The 1,060-nt window shown below is 53.3% G+C and carries 3 protein-coding genes; all 3 read right to left on the bottom strand.

The window, feature by feature from the left end; all coding sequences use genetic code 11:
- Positions 1-353: glycoside hydrolase family 108 protein (locus ACOTX4_RS25945; protein WP_421635519.1), on the bottom strand; the 353-nt coding region annotated here is incomplete at its 3' end.
- Between the two features lie 2 nt (positions 354-355).
- Positions 356-631: a phage holin family protein gene (locus ACOTX4_RS25940; protein WP_001514184.1), complete on the bottom strand. Its 276-nt coding sequence runs from the start codon at positions 629-631 to the stop codon at positions 356-358.
- Positions 628-1,029, bottom strand: a complete 402-nt coding sequence (locus ACOTX4_RS25935; RefSeq protein ID WP_001514183.1) for a putative holin — start codon at positions 1,027-1,029, stop codon at positions 628-630. Before ACOTX4_RS25935 ends, ACOTX4_RS25940 begins: the two co-directional genes overlap by 4 nt.
- Between the last annotated feature and the right edge of the window lie 31 nt (positions 1,030-1,060).

Below are 1,060 nucleotides of genomic sequence, written 5' to 3'. Positions count from 1 at the left end.
TCGGCGATCAGATCCGGATAGAACTGCTGCTGGTTATTGAAAACGTTCAGCCAGCGCTGGAACCATTTAACCTGCACCGATGGCCCCATGTTCACACCGGTATCGCAAAGTTCGGCTGCAATGGAAGGGGATACTTCTGCCACCTGATCAAAGCGAGGGCCATACCAGTAATCAGACTCAAGGATCGCCAGAGCCTGCTCACGTGTAAGGTTTCGCATATCACCGGTATAACCATGCGCGCGGGCAGTTGCCTGAGTAATTCCCCAGTTCGTTGGTCCGCCCTTATCATTCGGGTGATCAACATAACCGCCCTCTTTGCCGAGGATGGTGTTAAAGATATCGTCTTTGGTCATGGCTATTCCGTAATGACGACCTTCGCCAGGTTCCCGCGCGCCAGCCACACCGCCATGCAGATGACGGAGTTAAGCAGCAGATCGCCGAGGTTAACCTGAACGTAGTGGCCGAGCAGAATGTTGAAGGCATTGAATCCGGCGGCAAGAATGACCAGATAGGCCAGCACCGCGACACTCAGGCGGTGACGCTTTCCCTCTTTCCGGAAAAACATCAGCCTGACCATGATTAACAGGCAAACTATGGCGTTTGCATCCATCAGAAGAAGCTGCCATGTCATTTATCTTCCTCCCCCAGCCCCGGCATCTTCCCGCTTTTGGATTTGCGGAGAATACGCAGCAGGACTGCCACGGAAATGGAAGCAGTGACAATTGCACCGACAGCTGGCGATACCTCAATGCTGGCCGGTGGCTTCATCAGGCTTAACGGCGTGTTGATGATTCCGGCCATGATTTTCGCCATGGGTACGGAGAAGAACACCCCACTGATAAACGATATCAGCGCAAAGATAGCCTGCTTCCAGAGTTGATGGGGATCTGAGGTCAGAACGTATAGCGCCGTTCCGGCGAGTGATCCGAGCATCACTGCTGGAGTCGCCTCCGGAAACAGCGTGGCAAAGGTTACACCGACTGATGACGATGTAAGACCAACGCCTACGATAGTGAAGGTCTCAGACATATTTATTCCGTGTGTAGTTGGTTCAGGCCCT

The sequence above is a fragment of the Enterobacter cloacae complex sp. IR5459 genome (assembly GCF_049238005.1).
Taxonomy (GTDB): domain Bacteria; phylum Pseudomonadota; class Gammaproteobacteria; order Enterobacterales; family Enterobacteriaceae; genus Enterobacter; species Enterobacter hormaechei_C.
Note: the sequence above shows the minus strand (reverse complement) of the source record. Positions and strands in the feature narration are given on the sequence as shown.

Coding starts and splice junctions, on each gene's coding strand:
- ACOTX4_RS25940 (WP_001514184.1), bottom strand. CDS start 631: ATGACATGGCAGCTTCTTCTGATGGATGCAAACGCCATAGTTTGCCTG.
- ACOTX4_RS25935 (WP_001514183.1), bottom strand. CDS start 1,029: ATGTCTGAGACCTTCACTATCGTAGGCGTTGGTCTTACATCGTCATCA.